Source organism: Morganella sp. TYF_1 (genome assembly GCF_043105645.1).
Lineage (GTDB): Bacteria > Pseudomonadota > Gammaproteobacteria > Enterobacterales > Enterobacteriaceae > Morganella > Morganella morganii_B.
This window is the reverse complement of record NZ_JBICLU010000007.1, coordinates 129,178-143,979: the sequence shown is the minus strand read 5'-3', so window position 1 is coordinate 143,979 and position 14,802 is coordinate 129,178. Positions and strand designations below refer to the sequence as shown.

General features: G+C 51.2%; 13 protein-coding genes. 6 read left to right on the top strand and 7 right to left on the bottom strand.

The window, feature by feature from the left end:
* Nucleotides 1-6 precede the first annotated feature (6 nt).
* Genes recF through dnaA form a run of 3 tightly spaced genes read right to left on the bottom strand, consistent with a single transcriptional unit; the run spans nt 7 to nt 3,596 of the window.
* Nucleotides 7-1,089: a DNA replication/repair protein RecF gene (gene recF / locus ACF8OF_RS02155; protein ID WP_262859855.1), complete on the bottom strand. Its 1,083-nt coding sequence runs from the start codon at nt 1,087-1,089 to the stop codon at nt 7-9.
* Nucleotides 1,090-1,093: 4 nt separating this feature from the next.
* Complete coding sequence (dnaN, locus tag ACF8OF_RS02150) at nt 1,094-2,194, bottom strand: DNA polymerase III subunit beta (RefSeq protein ID WP_004236713.1); 1,101 nt, start codon at nt 2,192-2,194, stop codon at nt 1,094-1,096.
* 4 nt (nt 2,195-2,198) lie between these two features.
* Complete coding sequence (gene dnaA / locus ACF8OF_RS02145; RefSeq protein WP_025153682.1) at nt 2,199-3,596, bottom strand: chromosomal replication initiator protein DnaA; 1,398 nt, start codon at nt 3,594-3,596, stop codon at nt 2,199-2,201.
* A gap of 752 nt (nt 3,597-4,348) precedes the next feature.
* Between dnaA and rpmH the strand changes: the two genes are divergently transcribed.
* The 6 genes from rpmH (at nt 4,349) to ACF8OF_RS02115 (ending at nt 9,375) form a co-directional block, all read left to right on the top strand.
* Nucleotides 4,349-4,489: a 50S ribosomal protein L34 gene (gene rpmH, locus ACF8OF_RS02140; RefSeq protein ID WP_000831330.1), complete on the top strand. Its 141-nt coding sequence runs from the start codon at nt 4,349-4,351 to the stop codon at nt 4,487-4,489.
* Nucleotides 4,490-4,504: 15 nt separating this feature from the next.
* On the top strand, nt 4,505-4,864 hold the full coding sequence (gene rnpA, locus ACF8OF_RS02135; RefSeq protein WP_071592722.1) for a ribonuclease P protein component: 360 nt from the start codon (nt 4,505-4,507) through the stop codon (nt 4,862-4,864).
* Nucleotides 4,828-5,085 (top strand): membrane protein insertion efficiency factor YidD, encoded by a 258-nt coding sequence (yidD, locus tag ACF8OF_RS02130; protein WP_015422368.1) that lies wholly within the window; start codon nt 4,828-4,830, stop codon nt 5,083-5,085. The genes rnpA and yidD overlap by 37 nt, the downstream gene beginning before the upstream one ends.
* 2 nt (nt 5,086-5,087) lie before the next feature.
* A complete protein-coding gene (yidC, locus tag ACF8OF_RS02125; RefSeq protein WP_392495576.1) occupies nt 5,088-6,710 on the top strand; it encodes a membrane protein insertase YidC in 1,623 nt (540 codons plus the stop codon).
* Between the two features lie 121 nt (nt 6,711-6,831).
* The gene (mnmE, locus tag ACF8OF_RS02120; protein WP_392495602.1) at nt 6,832-8,196 is read left to right on the top strand and encodes a tRNA uridine-5-carboxymethylaminomethyl(34) synthesis GTPase MnmE; all 1,365 of its coding nucleotides are present in this window, start codon (nt 6,832-6,834) and stop codon (nt 8,194-8,196) included.
* 39 nt (nt 8,197-8,235) lie between these two features.
* A complete protein-coding gene (locus ACF8OF_RS02115) occupies nt 8,236-9,375 on the top strand; it encodes a hypothetical protein (RefSeq protein WP_392495575.1) in 1,140 nt (379 codons plus the stop codon).
* Between the two features lie 16 nt (nt 9,376-9,391).
* Here the strand turns inward: ACF8OF_RS02115 and ACF8OF_RS02110 are convergent, their stop codons facing one another.
* The 4 genes from ACF8OF_RS02110 to ACF8OF_RS02095 all read right to left on the bottom strand — a co-directional run bounded on the left by ACF8OF_RS02110 (nt 9,392) and on the right by ACF8OF_RS02095 (nt 14,775).
* Entirely contained in the window at nt 9,392-10,345 is a 954-nt protein-coding gene (locus ACF8OF_RS02110; RefSeq protein WP_392495574.1) for a DMT family transporter, read from the bottom strand.
* Nucleotides 10,342-10,935, bottom strand: coding sequence for a TetR/AcrR family transcriptional regulator (locus tag ACF8OF_RS02105; RefSeq protein WP_349467247.1), 594 nt, complete (start codon nt 10,933-10,935; stop codon nt 10,342-10,344). The genes ACF8OF_RS02110 and ACF8OF_RS02105 overlap by 4 nt, the downstream gene beginning before the upstream one ends.
* A gap of 96 nt (nt 10,936-11,031) precedes the next feature.
* Nucleotides 11,032-11,829: a TonB family protein gene (locus tag ACF8OF_RS02100; protein ID WP_392495573.1), complete on the bottom strand. Its 798-nt coding sequence runs from the start codon at nt 11,827-11,829 to the stop codon at nt 11,032-11,034.
* A 3-nt stretch (nt 11,830-11,832) separates the two neighbouring features.
* Nucleotides 11,833-14,775, bottom strand: a complete 2,943-nt coding sequence (locus ACF8OF_RS02095; protein WP_392495571.1) for a TonB-dependent receptor domain-containing protein — start codon at nt 14,773-14,775, stop codon at nt 11,833-11,835.
* Nucleotides 14,776-14,802 lie beyond the last annotated feature (27 nt).

Sequence of the window (14,802 nt, the reverse complement as noted above, 5' to 3'; positions counted from 1 at the left end):
TCCTGATTATTGAACCTGTATTTTACCTTTTTCCACGACAAAGAGGCGACTGTTTTCATCCGCCATATCACTGACCTGTTCAGGGGTGATGGCACTGACAAAAACCTGTGCCTGTGTGGCTTTCAGCCGGTGAGCCAGTAAAAGACGGCGCCCGGCATCCAGTTCGGAGGCAAAATCATCAAGCAGATACAGGCATTGCTGCCCGCTCTGACGGGTGAAATATTCACCCTGTGCTAACCGCAGCGCGCACATCAGCAGTTTTAACTGACCACGTGAAAGTAAATCTTCCACCGGCACCCCGTCCGCCCTGATCCGTAAATCCGCTTTATGCGGGCCGGAGGCGGTGTAGGTCAGTGCGCGATCCCGTTCAAACTGGCGCTGCAGAAGCTCTGAATAATCGGTCTCTTTATCCCATCCGCGCTGGAAAGAGACACTCAGCGAAAATTCAGGTAAAAACTGCTGACAGGTCTGCTCAATATCCTGAGCAATCGCTGTCACATAACTCTCCCGCCACTGACTGACCTGTTCAGCAACCGGAATCAGCTGCTGATCCCAGTGGCGGATCTGACCGTAATTTGAGACCTGGCGGAGGGCGGCATTGCGCTGTCTCACCAGACGTTTTAAATCACTCCACAGCGCAAAAAATTGCGGCTCATTGTGGAAACAGCCCCAGTCAATATAAGCACGGCGGAATTTCGGCCCGCCGTTGAGCAGGGTAAAACCTTCCGGGGTGATAAGCTGCATCGGCAGTAATTTTGCCAGCTCGGCAATTTTATGGCCGTCGGTACCGTCAATGCGGACCTTGCTGTCACCCTGACGGTTTTTACTCAGGCCGACGCTGGTGGCCCGATCTGTCTGTTCCTGCCCGAGTTTGCCGTGCAGGATAAATTCGTCGTTATCATGGCGGATAACACGCCCCGCCTGTACTGAGCGGAATGCCCGGCCGTGACCGAGTGTGTAAATGGCTTCCAGAACACTGGTTTTACCGCTGCCGTTCGGGCCGACCAGAAAGTTAAACCCGGTAGCCAGCGGTAAATCCGCATTTTCGATATTGCGAAAATCACGGATAAGTAAACGCGAGAGGATCATCGTGTTACAGGCGCATCGGCATCACAACGTAAGCGGCTGCATCACTGGCGTCATCTTCAATCTGTACGCTGGAGGTGGCATCGGTCAGTTTCACCGAGACATCTTCGCATTTCAGTGTGTTAAGAACATCAAGGACATAGCTGACGTTGAACCCGATTTCCATGTCGGTTCCGTCATAGGTGACGTCCACGATTTCTTCGGCTTCTTCCTGCTCCGGGTTATTGGCGGTAATTCTGAGCTGATTGTTGCTCAGATAAATCCGCACGCCGCGGAATTTCTCGTTCGATAAAATCGCCGCACGGGAAAAAGCCTGCTTCAGCATATCACAATTTGCCGTCAGCGTTTTGTCCGGGTTTTTCGGCAGGACACGGCGGTAGTCCGGGAAGCGGCCATCCACCAGTTTGGAGGTGAAAATAAACCCGCCGACATGGGCGCGGATATTGTTACTGCCGATTTCCAGTTTCAGCAGGGCATCGCCGCCGTCCAGCAGGCGCATCAGTTCGATGACCCCTTTACGCGGCACGATCACCGAATGGTCCGGCAGTTCCTGTCCGATATCCAGTGAGCAGACCGCCAGGCGGTGCCCGTCGGTGGCGACAGTGCGCAGCACAGAGCCGCTGGTTTCAAACAGCATGCCGTTTAAGTAATAGCGGACATCCTGATGCGCCATGGAAAACTGGGTGGATTCAATCAGGCGTTTTAATGTTGCCTGCGGCAGAGAGAAAGTGACATCACTCTGCCAGTCATCCAGATTCGGGAAATCCGAGGCCGGTAACGTGGACAGCGAGAAGCGGCTGCGCCCGGAGCGGACCAGAAGACGGTCACCGTCAAGCTCAACACTGATTTGCGCGCCGTCCGGCAGACCCCGCCAGATATCCAGGAACTTCCGTGCCGGTACCGTGGTTTCGCCGTTTTCATGCGGCTGATCCAGCGGAACGGCGGCCATCATTTCCATCTCAAGGTCTGTCCCTGTGAGATGCAGTACGCCATCAGAGACTTTCAGCAGTAAGTTACCCAGAATCGGTAGGGTCGGGCGACCGCCCAACGGACTGCTGACCTGTTGTAAGGGTTTTAACAATTGCTCACGTTCAATGATAAATTTCATAGCGCTATGATGATAATGTCCGGATTAAGTTAGAAAAATCTTCTTTGATGTCGTGGCTTTCCTCACGCAGCTGCTCGATCTTACGGCAGGCGTGCAGAACGGTCGTGTGGTCACGGCCGCCAAAAGCATCCCCGATTTCTGGCAAACTGTGGTTTGTCAGCTCTTTTGCCAGTGCCATCGCCATCTGGCGCGGTCGGGCGACAGAGCGTGAACGGCGTTTGGAGAGCAGATCAGCCACTTTAATTTTATAATACTCAGCAACCGTTTTCTGAATATTATCGATGGTGACCAGTTTCTCCTGCAGCGCCAGCAGATCGCGCAGCGCTTCACGCACAAAATCGATGGTAATCGCCCGCCCGGTAAAGTTGGCGTTGGCAATCACCCGGTTCAGTGCGCCTTCCAGTTCACGGACATTGGAGCGCAGACGTTTCGCAATAAAGAAAGCCACTTCATCCGGCAGGCGGATGTTGTTTTCATCGGCTTTTTTCATCAGGATGGCGACCCGCGTTTCCAGTTCCGGCGGTTCAATGGCAACGGTTAATCCCCAGCCGAACCGCGACTTCAGGCGATCTTCCACCCCGTTAATTTCTTTCGGGTAGCGGTCGGAGGTCAGGATTATCTGCTGATTACCTTCGAGTAACGCATTGAAGGTATGAAAAAATTCTTCCTGAGAACGCTCTTTGTTGGCAAAGAACTGAATATCATCTATCAGTAAGGCATCGACAGAACGGTAGTAACGTTTGAACTCTTCAATTGCGTTGTTCTGTAAGGCTTTGACCATATCCTGCACAAACCGTTCTGAGTGCATATAGACCACTTTGGCGTTGGCTTTGCTTTCCATAATGCTGTTGCCGACGGCATGTAATAAGTGGGTTTTACCCAGACCGGTTCCGCCGTATAAGAACAGCGGGTTGTATGCGCCACCCGGGTTATCGGCCACCTGACGGGCGGCTGCGCGCGCCAGCTGGTTCGATTTACCTTCCACAAAGCTGTCAAAGGTGTGCTTCGGGTTGACGTTGGAACGGTAAGCCACATCCGGCTCCGCACTGTTATCATGCCAGCTCGGGCGCAGTGCGGGGGCTTTTTCCCGCGAAGGCGGCTGTTTCATCGTCCGTGACGGGGGAATACTTCTTTCCGGTGTGCTGACCGCACCGGCCGGTTTATTACCGACCTCAAAGCGCAGCTGCGGAATGTCATTGCCGCAGAAATCGGACAGGAGCGCATTAATGTTATTAATGTACTTCTCCCGTACCCAGTCGAGCACAAACCGGTTTGGGGCATAGAGCGCCAGAGTGTCATCACTCAGCTCAGCCTGAAGGGGGCGTATCCACATACTGAATTCTGTGGCAGGTAATTCATCCTGCAAACGGGCAAGACATTGCTGCCAAAGCGAAAGAGACACGGTGAACTCCCCTAAACAAGACCAGTCAAAGAAACAGAATAAGATTTTTCACGCAGACACAGCACATACAGACGTATTGTCCTCTGCATGTTTCAACGGACACTTCCGTGTACAAAAGTGAGGCTGTGTTATGGACGATCATTCCCTGCACCGGCGATCACCGCACGGGTGAAAATGATCGTGACGACGGATCATATCGCAAAAGCGGGACAAGATCCTCATCCTTTTACACAGTTTTCCGGGTTTTTATCCACAGGGGCTGTCAGCCCGTCCGGAGCGGGATTCAGGCCGGAGTATAACGAATCCCGGCGGGAGAATACAGCGGGAAGATCCCGTTTGGGGATAAGTTTTGGTGAATTATCCTCAGGCAGAAAAACGGCACTCAGGATCCGGTGCGCGATCGAATATTCACGGATCGCGGATCGATCCTTGCGCTTTGCCGGGGAGTCCGTATAATCTTGCACCCTGTGCGCGTTATCTGTGTCTTGATACGGTGATGTGTGCAGGCAGGTTATGGGTAAATGCAATTATGTGCAGAAATCTGTGTTATCGCGCCATCTTTGATTGACGGACAGGCCCGGATTTTATTACAATCTCGCATCTTTCCATATTGATGTTGCGATAAGGCACAGAGGTCAGCCACTTTCCGTGATGGCCCTTTCAGCAGAAAGATGAGAGTCCGCCGCTGAATTTACTGTTTGCCGATGCGTTTACTGAATCAGTAATAATTTAAAGTTTAGGTAGAAACCGCTATGAAACGCACTTTTCAACCGTCCGTACTGAAGCGTAACCGTTCCCATGGTTTCCGCGCTCGTATGGCCACTAAAAATGGTCGTCAGGTTCTGGCTCGCCGTCGTGCTAAAGGCCGCGCTCGTCTGACCGTTTCTAAGTAATAAAGCTAACCATACGTGGTTAAGCTCGCTTTTCCGAGGGAGTTACGTTTGTTAACTCCCGAGCATTTCAACTTTGTCTTCCGGCAACCACAACGGGCAAGTACTCCTGAAATAACACTTCTGGGACGCCGTAATGAGCTGGAACATCCCCGCATTGGTCTTACCGTCGCTAAAAAAAACGTTAAACGGGCTCATGAGCGCAACCGCATCAAACGGTTAGCGCGTGAATACTTTCGTCTGCACCAACATGAGTTGCCCGATATGGATTTCGTGCTTCTGGTAAGAAAAGGGGTATCGGAGTTGAGTAATCGCGAGATTACGGAAGCATTGGGTAAGTTATGGCGTCGTCACAGTCGCTTGGCGCACGCTTCCTGATCCTGTTAATCAGAGGTTACCAGCTGGTGATAAGTCCGCTGCTGGGACCACGTTGCCGCTTCACACCAACATGCTCGCAATACGGAATTGAGGCATTGCGCAGGTTTGGTATGATAAAAGGCGGTTGGTTAACGGTGAAACGCGTATTAAAATGCCACCCTTTACACGAAGGTGGTGATGATCCTGTCCCACCTAAAAATGATGATAACAGAGAACATTAACGATGGATTCGCAACGTAATCTTCTATTCATCGCTTTGCTACTCGTATCCTTCTTTGCATGGCAGACGTGGGAAAGTGATAAGACACAAGCACTTAACGCGGCTACTCAGGCAACGCAGCAGACGACAACGCCAAGTGGTGAAAGCAGCGGGCAGAACAAATATATTACGGTCAAAACAGATGTGCTGTCACTGAACATCAATCTGCGCGGCGGTGATATTGATGAAGCTGACCTTTTGGCTTACCCGGCAACCTTAAAATCCGCAGATCCGTTCCGTTTACTGGAAACAACACCTGAATTTGCCTACCAGGCAATCAGTGGTTTAACCGGTGTGAATGGCCCGGATAACCCGAATAATTACAAAGATCGCCCGCTGTATACCACTGAACGCGATACTTTTGTGCTGCCGGAAGGTCAGGATGAACTGCGTGTTCCTCTGACTTTCGTTCAGGATGGTGTCACTTATGTGAAAACCTATATCCTGAAGCGCAAAGACTATGCCATCAGTGTTGATTACACCATCAAAAACGACACCTCCGCTCCGCTGGAAATGGCGTTTTTCGGTCAGTTAAAACAATCTGTGAATTTACCGGAACGTCTTAACAACGGCAGCAGCAACTTTGCGCTGCATACCTACCGTGGTGCGGCGTACTCGTCTGAAGACACCAACTACAAAAAATACAGCTTCAGTGATATCGAAGATAAACCACTGAACATCAACACCAATGTTGGCTGGGTGGCGATGTTACAGCAGTATTTTGCGACAGCGTGGGTTCCTGAGAAAGGCACCACCAATAATTTCTATACGCTGTACAGTGCCAAAACCGGCGATGCATTTATCGGCTATAAGAGTGATGCAATCCGTATCGGGGCAAACAGCGAAGCGAAATATAACGCAACTCTGTGGGTCGGCCCTGAACTGCAGAACGAAATGGAAGCTGTGGCACCGCATCTGGACTTAACCGTTGATTACGGCTGGTTATGGTTCATTTCTCAGCCGCTGTTCAAGTTACTGAAGTTTATCCACAGCTTCATCGGTAACTGGGGCTTCTCCATCATCGTTATCACCTTTATCGTCCGCGGTATCATGTATCCGCTGACCCGTGCGCAATACACCTCTATGGCGAAAATGCGTATGCTTCAGCCGAAGCTGAAAGCAATGCGTGAGCGCATTGGTGATGACAAACAGCGCATGAGTCAGGAAATGATGGCGCTGTACAAAGAAGAGAAAGTGAACCCGCTGGGTGGCTGCTTACCGCTGATCATCCAGATGCCTATCTTCCTGGCACTGTATTACATGCTGATGGGCTCGGTGGAACTGCGTCACGCGCCATTTATCGGCTGGATCCATGACTTATCCGCACAGGATCCGTACTACATCCTGCCGATTCTGATGGGTGCAACGATGTTTGTGATCCAGAAACTGTCTCCGACAGCGGTCACCGACCCGTTACAGCAGAAGATTTTCACCTTTATGCCGGTGATCTTCACCGTCTTCTTCCTGTGGTTCCCGTCAGGTCTGGTGCTGTACTATATCGTCAGTAACCTGGTGACTATCCTCCAGCAGCAGATTATCTATCGCGGTCTGGAAAAACGCGGTCTTCACAGCCGCGACAAAAAATAAGCCCGTGACCGGCGGGGAATCTCTGCCGGTCTTATAGTATTATTTAAAGGCGGTCATATTGACCGCCTTTATTGTTTATCACACGGTGAGAAAGAGAGACATGGTCATGAATAACGCTGAAATTCAGAGCACCGATACCATTGTGGCACAGGCAACACCGCCGGGACGCGGCGGAGTCGGTATTTTACGTGTGTCCGGCCCGCAGGCGGCACAGGTGGCTCAGATTGTACTGGGGAAACTCCCGAAAGCGCGTTATGCCGATTATCTGCCTTTCCGTGATGAAACCGGCAACGTGCTGGATCAGGGGATTGCGATTTTCTTCCCCGGCCCGAACTCCTTTACCGGTGAGGATGTGCTGGAACTCCAGGGACACGGCGGGCCGGTTATCCTCGATTTATTGTTAAAACGTATTCTGCTTATCGATAATATCCGTATCGCCAATCCCGGTGAGTTTTCCGAGCGCGCATTCCTCAATGACAAACTGGATCTGGCGCAGGCGGAAGCCATTGCGGATCTGATTGATGCCAGTTCGGAACAGGCCGCCCGTTCTGCGATGAACTCATTACAGGGTGCTTTCTCCGGCGAAGTGCATCAGATGGTGGAAGCACTTACTAACCTGCGGATTTATGTGGAAGCGGCAATCGACTTCCCGGATGAAGAAATTGATTTTCTTTCTGACGGTGTGATTGAAGCTAAACTCGATACCGTGATTGCTGATCTGGAACGGGTTCGTTCTCAGGCGCGTCAGGGCAGCCTGCTGCGTGAAGGGATGAAAGTGGTGATTGCCGGTCGTCCGAATGCCGGAAAATCCAGCCTGCTGAATGCGCTGGCCGGACGCGAAGCCGCGATTGTCACCGATATTGCCGGAACCACCCGTGATGTGCTGCGTGAACATATTCATATCGACGGTATGCCGCTGCATATCATTGATACCGCCGGGCTGCGCGAAGCCGGGGATGAAGTGGAGCGGATCGGTATTGAACGCGCCTGGCAGGAAATTGCACAGGCAGACCGCGTCCTGTTTATGGTGGACGGCACCACGGTGGATGAACAGACCCCGGAACAAATCTGGCCGGAATTTATGTCCCGCTTACCGGCCGGTATTCCGGTCACCATTATCCGCAATAAAACCGATATCACCGGGGAAACCACCGGTATCACAGAGCGGAACGGCGATACGCTGATTAAACTCTCTGCCCGCGAAGGCCACGGTATTGATTTGCTGCGCGATCATCTGAAAACCACCATGGGATTTGAAGGCAACACCGAAGGCGGATTCCTCGCCCGCCGCCGTCACTTACAGGCACTGAACACCGCTGCAGAGCATCTGATTTCCGGCCACGAACAGTTAGTGGTTGCCCGCTCCGGCGAGTTATTGGCAGAAGAACTGCGCCTCGCCCAGCAGGCACTGAGCGAAATTACCGGGGAATTCACATCGGATGATTTGCTGGGACGTATTTTCTCGAGTTTTTGTATCGGGAAGTGATGGCTTCTGGTTTTTGTCCGGATTAATGGATTATTTTAGATGGATCTTTTCTCTCGTTTATATAAATACCAATCCACAGATAAACGCAGCCAACTGGAAAATTTTTGTACGGAAGGTTTCTGTGACATTCTTAACCGGATGACAAAAGAACAGCAGCACAATTTTTTAATAAAAATGGGTGTTTGCGCTGATTCAGATACAAAAATTAAATGGCAAACACAATATACGATTACGGATTCAGAAGGGAAATCCCGTTATCCGGATTTAGTGGGATTGGTTGATAATTTTGTCAGGTATTTGATTGAAGTAAAAATTAATGCGTGTTTTACACAAGGCGTAGATATTAACGGAAATTCATTATCCCAGCTTCAAATTTATGATCGCTGGTTATCTGCACATTCGCCGGATGCCTCTGCCGGTACGTTAATTTTACTGACTGATAAAACGATGCCGGAGCAAAGTTTTAAAGATATTTCATCTTCTGACTTCGGTATAAAAAACAGAAAATTATGGTATTGGCAGTCTGTTTTTGAGCAACTTACAATGGTTTCAGATATTCCTCATGTTGAAGACTATAAACAATTTTTATCAAATCAGGGATTAGCAATGGATTTACCTACAAGGCAGGATTTTGCTGTTATGGAACTCCTGTACAGCGGAGCCGGAAGACGGCTGGACGGTTTAACAAAGAGTGTATTTGACAGAATAAAACAAAAGTATTCAGCGGAAACGCTGTTTAACTGGGGCGCTGAAGATAAATACAGACATGGTGGCAGCAGTGCAAACTGGCAGGGTGCCATATGCTGGAGTTGGGTTATGTTACGGCGGGAACCCTATCACTATTTCTATTGGGGGATTCAGTTCCCTGAATATAATGAATGGGATAACGGAGAATGCCATTCTCAGAGTAAAAAAAGTACATCTCCTTGCCTGGTTTTTGGTTATATGGCGATGAATATAGAGTATTGTAAACGGGCTATTGTTCAGTTTTCTGAAAATTTTGGCAGCGATTATTGCCCCGGAAAGCTTCCTCCCAATAATAATACAGAAGCTATTATTTTTGATCAGACGTTACCCCTGAGTCACTTACTGGACAATAATTATAATCTGGACATGGTTGTTGATTGGCTTTGCGATAGAATTGATAATGCACTGAATATCATTAAGAAATTAAAATAATATTCAGCGCAATGTGTCATTCCGGTTGTGGGCTGTGACCATTATTTACTGCACTTAATATCGCCGCCTTACGCCGCGACGGCAGTGTAATACAGACCAGACAGGTGAAAATCAGAGCGACTCCGGCCCAGCCGGCGGCGGTGAGTTGTTCGCCGACAATAATGGCGGCGAGTGCGGCGGCGACAACCGGTTCCAGCAGCGTGATAGTGGTGGCGGTGCTGGCGGGAATACGCGCCAGTGCGTAACCGAAACAGACATAGCCGAGAAACATCGGCACACAAGCCATGTAAATGCCGACCGCTGCGTTTTGCCACGAATCCAGGAATGGCGCGCCGTAAAGTGCCAGCACCGGCATCAGCAGTAATCCCCCGATCCCGAAAATACCGCCCATGGCTGCCCGTGACGGAATGTTGCGCTGCATCAGGCGGCGCGCGGCCCAGGAATAAAGTGCATAAGTAAAGGCGGCGAGTAATCCCAGTATGACACCGGTCAGAGTGGCGGATGTGTCCGCTGCGGCAATCTGTTCCGTGCCACCGGAAAGGGAAAGCAGCGCAATACCTGTCAGGCCGAGTACGGCACCGCTCAGCCAGCGCAGTGTCATGCGGGCACCGTCCATGATGATTTCAATAATTGCCGATAAAACCGGTGCCGTACCGATAGATACCACGGTGCCGATAGTTACCCCGGCCAGCCGCATTGAGCCGTAAAAGGCGAGCGGATATACGGCAACAGCAACGGCACCCAATAACAGCAAATGCCATTGCTGCCGGAAAGCGCCGAGGTTGCGGCGGATCGGTGTGATGGCAATCGCAGCCTGGAGCAACCCGCCGAAACCCATGGCGGCAGCACCGATCGCAACAGGACTGACATCCGGTGCGAAGGTGGCAGAAACCCCGGTGGTTCCCCATAAGAAGGAGGCCAGGATAATGACGGCAATGCCGGTAAAGTGGCCTTTGGGGGTCTGGATCACAGCGCCTCCAGCATGGTTTTTGCCATGGCGGCAGCCTGTAATACCCGTGCCCCGTGTTCTTCCAGCCCGGCGAGTACAATAGCGCCCTCCAGTAAAAAAGCCAGGTGTGCAGTCAGCTGCTCTGCTTTCGCAGTGTCTTCCGGCAGCAGCTGATAAAGATTTTTGCGGATAATATCAGCCACTTCAGATTTGTGAGCACACACTTCGCGGCGTTCCTCACTGCCGGCCGGAAACTCAGCGGCGGCGTTCAGCAGGCCGCATCCCCGGAATCCCCGTTCATAAGCAAATTCAGCATGGTCGTGATAAGCATCAAATACCGCGAGGATCCGCTGTGCCGGGGTTATTGCCTGTTGCAGACGGACATCATATAACGCCAGCCATTCTTCATGCCGCAGCCGGATGTAAGTGGTCACTAACTCAGCTTTGGAGCTGAAATTGTTATACAGACTTTTTTTGGCGACACCGGCCTTTTTGGTGATCGTATCAATACCGGTTGCCGCAATGCCCTCGTTGTAAAACAAGATGCCTGCGGCTTCCAGTAAACGGTCTCTGGCACTAAGCCGGGTCTGTGTTGTGTCGGTGTCCTTCATCCGGAAAATCTCTTGTGACTAATAAGTAGGTAGACCAGTATACCTATTAATCCGGTATGCACAAGAAACAATCACTGTTGCTAATACACACCGCCGCTAAAACCCCTTATTCAGCTGAAAACGTAATGAGAATGTCACCCTCCGCTTTGCGCCCGGCGGCGGCGTACCGACAGCAGCAACCCTGATGACGGCATCCATTGCGGCGTTATCCAGTAATTCATAACCGGAAGAGCGGGTAACGACCGGAGCAAACGGTTTGCCGTTATCGTCGAGTGAAAATGAGATAGTGCTGATCCCCCGTTGTCCGGCGCTGCGGGCCCGGCGGGGGTAATGTTTTTGCTCCTCAATTTTTTGCCGCAGCAGGTTAAAGTAATCCTCCTGTGCTTTCCGGTTATCAGCTCCTGCGGTGGCAGAATTTGTCGGGGATACCGCCTGTCCGCCGGACTGCTGCTGTGTGGTTTTATCCTCTCCGGTATCTGCGGTGGTTACTGTGGCAACCGGTTCTGATTTCTCCGCTTTTTTGTTCACGGTTTTTACTGCCGGTTTTGCTGATGGTGGTTTGGTTGTTTTCTCCGGTGTTGTCCGGCGGGCGGTTGTCAGTTCTGCCTGAGACGGTGATTCCTGTGGTGGTGGTAATTGTTCCGCTTCCGGCTCTGTTTCCTGATATGCCGGTGCTGCATTCATCCGGATGGTGACAGCCGCCGCCGGGGTTTGTCCCCGGTTATCCATCTGATGCTGTTGCGGGGCGATCACCGGGGGGCTGCCCGTGATGAACAGCCCGGCGACGGAGAAACACACACCGATCGCAGCAACAGAAACCATCTGCTGCCACGTTCCGGTTCTTTCCCGGGAAAACAGGAAAGACGGATGCGGTAATGCTATTGCGCCGTACATAAATCAGAACCTCGCAGAGACATTGAATTTTACGGCCCGTCCCGGTGCAGGCATCATCGAACGGGTGAGCGGGTCGAGGTAATATTCATTGGTCAGGTTGGTAGCGGTCACCTCCAGGGCAACATCCGGGGTGATTTTATATTTGGCGTAAGCATCCACGGTCAGTACCGAATTCCAGCGCATCGGGTAATTATTAAAATCGCTGTATTTTCCCGGAACAATACCCATCAGACGTTTCTCCTGGCTGTTTTCCACCGCACTGTGGTAGAGCCAGCGGCTGCCGATTTCTAATGACTCCTGCAATAAACGTCCGCCGAGGTTAAAGGTCACAGAATAGTGCGGCTGGATTTGGGTACGCAGGAACCCGCCCGGATAACCGCCGTCAATGCATGACGGGATATCTTTCAGCCCGGTCGGATCCATAAAGGCATGGGATGTTTCATCACAGACTTTATTGGTGAGATTATAGGTCACACCCAGATCACTGAAGATCCAGCCATGATCATAACGGGCCTGGATTTCAATCCCTTTCAGGAGTTGCTTATCCATCTGTGTAAAACGGAAATAATTATCACGATCAAAGACATTGTGGATATCCGTATGGAAATAATTCAGCCGGATATCTGCGTGACGATCGGCGCGGAGCAGTGATTTCCCGTTAAAAACCACACCGTATTCCCGGGTTACCGCACGCTCCGGTTTATAACGGTAACCGATATGCGGGGCAGAGAAACCGGAGAACCCGACAGTATCCTCAAACAAACTCGGCATACGCACGGTTTCCGCATAGCGGCCATACAGACGCAGATCATCGGTCAGATGAACCGAGGCAGACAGCATCGGTGTCCAGGCGCTGGCCTGGCGGCGGGGTTTTTCTTTCCAGGTGTGGGTGACGGGTTGCACTTCTCTGTCACCGTGCGAAATAGGGAGGCTGCCATACTCATAGAGATACGTTTCCTGCCCGGTATAGGGATCAATACCCCGCAATGCGGTATCGATATCCGGCCGGTCTTTCTGTTTCAGGCGTCCGTCACTGGTATCCACCGGCCAGAATGCTTGCTCATGTACCATTGGCCGGTCTTTCCGGTTGTTAAGGTAATCACGACGCCATTTTGGGTATATAGACTGAAAAATTTTTCCCCATGTTGCTTGTTTTTCTTCCGGGGTCAGTTCGTGCCACATACCCTGCTGCCGTTTTTTATAAACCTGTGATTCTATTTCGGTCATATTCCGGAAATAATTCAGGTAATAACCGGTAACTTCATAGTTTTGTTTGCAGTAGGGGTCTTTACGGGCGGCGCACTCGTTGGAAAGATCATCGACACTCCAGTATACGGTTTGTCTGCCGCCGGCACTGAGTGACAGCCAGGAGACCGGCTGCCAGTCCAGACTGACGGATTGCTGATATTCAAAGCGGCGGCCTTTACGGGCGGGAACAGCGAACATAAAGCGTTTATAGTTTTCCAGGCTGGTATTACTGTCCAGATGCTCAAACTGCATATTGGCGGCCAGAGTCACCGACAGTTCCGGGGTAAAAGCAAACTTATTGCTGAAATCCAGCCCGTAGCGCTGATTCTGTACATTCAGGGCAGCACTGTTAATCAGGGTGCCGTCGATTGCCGGGTTGATAGTGCTGATATCCCCTTGTTTATAGCCATCGTCCATGTTCTTCGGGTAGCGCGGCCAGCCGCCGCCGGAGTTGGTATTGCTGGTCGTCAGCGTCGTCCACAGGCGGATATCTGCATCAATATAGGCAAGATGCGCCGGTTGGGATTTCAGGTGAAGATAACCGGCCTGTGCATGCAGGTCAGCCAGCGGCCACTGCGGAATAATATTATCCTCAGCGCGGATCCAGCCCAGCCGGGAAGGCATAATATCGCCGAAATCCGAGCGGGTATCGCGCCAGCTAAGTTGCAGCGCGTGGTCATCATTCAGATACCAGGTATTTTTTATCAGCCAGGATTCCGTTTTTGCCGATGTATTGGGAACTTCATTACCCTTGCGGTAAATACGGGACACAAACGGCATATACGGGTCATAGGTTTTGTTGGATGTTTGCAGAATACCGATATCATTGTCAGACATTTCATCATTATAGTGTTCGCTGTGGCGTTTACCGGCAAAATAGTTTCCCCGGTCGCGGTAAGCATAAGCCAGTAACAGATCCATATTTTCCTGACGGGTACCCACTGCCAGACGCCAGGCGTAATCGCTTTTATTCAGTGCGGGGGCATTATCCCGGTTTTCCGGGGTTAAGTGGGTGCCGGGGTCGTCAATAATAAGCCAATCGAACTGCATATTATCCACAAGGCGGTAATCTTCCCCGAGCCCCAGATTGGGTATCCGGGCTTTGGTGGTATTACTGCTGTTTTCCAGCATCAGTGCAGCACCAAATTGGTCACCGTTTTTCACCACGTCATTGATAGTGAGTGTTTTCATAGCAACACCACCGCCTACCGATGTTTTCAGGAGCGGGTTAAGGGACGGGCCTTTTTCAATCTCAATTTCACTGATCAGCATCGGGTCGAGGTAGTTACGGTTATTGGCACCGTTATAACCCCGGTACACCGTCACGGCCTGTTCGGTGCCGTCGATGGTGACCGGTACACGGCCCGGCCCCTGTATTCCGCGGATATTGACATCCAGTGCATTACCGTTGCGGGCATCGCCGCTGAATACCCCGTTGGCGCCTTTGAGAATATCGGCGGCAGAGGCACCTTTATAGCGCTCTATTTCTTCTTTGGTGAGGATCAGGGTGGAGACATTTTTGTCATAGATTTTATCTTTGGCGCTGTCAGCGGCGGTCTGTTCATTACGAAGTGTAATGTCGCCCAGGTGCTGATTTTTTTCCTCTGTCGCCAGTCCCGGCAGCGGGATAAATAACACGGGCAGAAGCAGTGTGATGGTTTTATATGGATGACCAGATAATGGTAAATGCGAAGACATAACGATTCCCGGATGATAAAAAAGAAA

Excerpts from the sequence above, each read along its gene's own strand:
- rpmH (WP_000831330.1), top strand. The coding sequence starts at position 4,349 with ATGAAACGCACTTTTCAACCGTCCGTACTGAAGCGTAACCGTTCCCAT.
- ACF8OF_RS02100 (WP_392495573.1), bottom strand. The coding sequence starts at position 11,829 with ATGTACGGCGCAATAGCATTACCGCATCCGTCTTTCCTGTTTTCCCGG.
- yidD (WP_015422368.1), top strand. The coding sequence starts at position 4,828 with ATGGCGTCGTCACAGTCGCTTGGCGCACGCTTCCTGATCCTGTTAATC.
- ACF8OF_RS02115 (WP_392495575.1), top strand. The coding sequence starts at position 8,236 with ATGGATCTTTTCTCTCGTTTATATAAATACCAATCCACAGATAAACGC.
- ACF8OF_RS02105 (WP_349467247.1), bottom strand. The coding sequence starts at position 10,935 with ATGAAGGACACCGACACAACACAGACCCGGCTTAGTGCCAGAGACCGT.
- recF (WP_262859855.1), bottom strand. The coding sequence starts at position 1,089 with ATGATCCTCTCGCGTTTACTTATCCGTGATTTTCGCAATATCGAAAAT.
- ACF8OF_RS02095 (WP_392495571.1), bottom strand. The coding sequence starts at position 14,775 with ATGTCTTCGCATTTACCATTATCTGGTCATCCATATAAAACCATCACA.
- yidC (WP_392495576.1), top strand. The coding sequence starts at position 5,088 with ATGGATTCGCAACGTAATCTTCTATTCATCGCTTTGCTACTCGTATCC.
- dnaN (WP_004236713.1), bottom strand. The coding sequence starts at position 2,194 with ATGAAATTTATCATTGAACGTGAGCAATTGTTAAAACCCTTACAACAG.